The 2,500-nt window shown below is 50.0% G+C and carries 2 protein-coding genes; both read left to right on the plus strand.

Annotation, left to right across the window (positions count from 1 at the left end; translation table 11 throughout):
• The first annotated feature begins 1,266 nt into the window (after positions 1-1,266).
• Positions 1,267-1,401: a hypothetical protein gene (locus OOJ60_RS24350; RefSeq protein WP_032803417.1), complete on the plus strand. Its 135-nt coding sequence runs from the start codon at positions 1,267-1,269 to the stop codon at positions 1,399-1,401.
• 939 nt (positions 1,402-2,340) lie between these two features.
• The coding region (locus tag OOJ60_RS24355; protein WP_205613296.1) for a Rop family plasmid primer RNA-binding protein at positions 2,341-2,500 on the plus strand (160 nt) is incomplete at its 3' end.

Below are 2,500 nucleotides of genomic sequence, written 5' to 3' on the forward strand. Positions count from 1 at the left end.
CATCCACATCATCTTTTGAGAGATCTTCATCCTCCAGTCGTCGCTCAAGGATGAACGGACACGGAATTTATTACGGGTCGTGAGGCACTCAGTATGAAAGAAAAATGCAGACAATACAGACTGGAACGGTAAGCAAGCAGTGACGAGATTAAAAATCAGGATAACCAGAGACGGTATTTACGAGAATCAGGGAGGTAATCAATACGGTTAAATGCCTCGGGATATAATGCACTAACGACACGCCAGAAATGTATCTGGGTCAGCTCATCTGCCACACCTTCCCTAAAGTACAGAAAGTACCTCGTCGTAAATATGTCCTTCCTCGCGTCGCCTGGCAAGGCGATCAGTACACCCTCCGAAAATCAGAACATCAATAAACACGAAGCCCCTTCCGGTAAGAAAAAAAACCGGCACGGGGGCCGGTAATACTTTGAAAAACAGCCCGCTTTAGCATCGCGGTTAGTAGTGACATGTTATGCCATTTAGTAGAGATATAAGCACCCACCAAAACTAGGAGGAACAGACATAGCAGACGGGCGCACCCATGCAGAAAGCTGTGTACCCCCGCAGCGTTCCAGCAGTAGCCGGTGCTCATCCTCCGTCCCCCACATGGTGAGCATCTTGTTCCGTTTCTCGGACAAACCAGTCTCCTGATAACGCCGTGACGGGCGGGAAAAGCTTTCCCGGTCGGCGCGGGGTTGGACAAGCCGCAGGCGCGTCAGGCTGTTGACGGGTTTCGGGGCGCAGCCCTGAACCAGTCACGTAGCGCTAGCGGAGTGTATACTGGCTTGATATGTCGACACGGATGCGGAGGTCAGTGAAGTGCTTCATGTGGAAGGAGGAAAAAGGCGGCACCGGCGCGTCAGCAGAATATACGAGACAGGAGATATTCCGCTTCCTCGCTCACTGACTCGCTGCGCTCGGTCGTTCGGCTGCGGCGAGCGGTGTGGGCTTACAAACTGGGCGGAAATTTCCTAGAGGATGCCAGGGCAATACTTAGCAAAGAAGAAGCAAGGCCACGGCGTTGCCGTTTTTCCATAGGCTCCGCCCCCCTGACAAGCATCACGAAATCTGACGCTCAAATCAGTGGTGGCGAAACCCGACAGGACTTAAAGATACCAGGCGTTTCCCCCTGGTGGCTCCCTCGTGCGCTCTCCTGTTCCTGCCTTTCGGTTTACCGGTGTCATTCCGCTGTTATGGCCGCGGTTTCTCATTCCACGCCTGACACTCGGTTCCGGGAAGGCAGTTCGCTCCAAGCTGGACTGTATGCACGAACCCCCCGTTCAGTCCGACTACCACGCTCTTTCCGGTAACTATCAACTTGAGTCCAACCCGAAAAGGCACGACAAATCGCCATTGGCAGTAGCCACTGGTAAACAGGATGTGCGAGAGATGTTGTGAGAGTTCTTGAAGTGGTGCCATTACTACGGCTACACTGGAAGGACAGATTTGGTGACACGTCTCGCACAAGACTGTTACCACGGTTCAGAAACTTGCCGGTTTACTGAACCTTCGAAAAACCACCTTGCCGGGTGGTTTTTTCGTTTACAGGGCAAGAGATTACGACGGTAACGACAGGATCACAAGAAGATCCTAACCTCGAAAACATTGCTCATATCCACGTCTGGATATCAACCACCCCCAGTTACTGCCACCACTTCTGTTCCCCTTGATAACATATCCTTTTGAAAAGATTACTAATCAGGCAAGATAGTAGGATGATGCACAATCACCCAACAAACCAGCATAACCATTTGAATAAATAGAAAAATAAAAACATAGGATATTAGAGTAATGAAATACATTTGCTTTGCAGCAGTAATGATTTCCCTTACAGGATGCGTTAATTCAAGTGGCGTATTACCCATGGGGCCAGATACTTATTCCATATCTGTTCATGCTGCACCTGTAAGGGGACAGGCTGGAGCAAAAAAAGCTGCGTTAACAGAAGCGAACCAATATTGCCTTAATCAAGGCAAGACCATCCTTGTGAAGAACATGGATCACTCTACGTTTAGCTCGCTTCCAGGGGATGATATAAGCGTCATATTCCAATGCTTATCGGTTGGCGATAGTGGATTACAGCGACCTAATTATCAAAGTCCTGCTGATGTAAACGTCAACGTTAATTAGGCACCATTTACCATAACATCCGTTGGGCGCACCGCCTGAGAGGCTCTCAGGGCGTTTCTGACGGCTGTACGGTAAAACAGGCAACAAACCACCCGAAAAGCCGCCAGAAACGTGCTAGGTAAATTTTAACGCCATGCATGACTATGCACCAGAATGACGGCATCCTGTTTTCACATCAAAATCATCACAAGACACGGAAAAACACACATGAACCGCCAGGAATCCGCCGTTCTCAACATGGCTAAATTTATCCGCGCCCAGACACTCCTCCTGCTGGAAAGAATTGACCTGCTCGACTTCGATGACGAAGCGACAGACTGCGAACAGCTGCATGAGCAGGCCGAAGCGCTTTACCGGAAGCTCAGCG

This window comes from Citrobacter sp. R4 (assembly GCF_026719175.1).
In the GTDB taxonomy this organism is placed as follows: Bacteria; Pseudomonadota; Gammaproteobacteria; order Enterobacterales; family Enterobacteriaceae; genus Citrobacter_A; species Citrobacter_A sedlakii.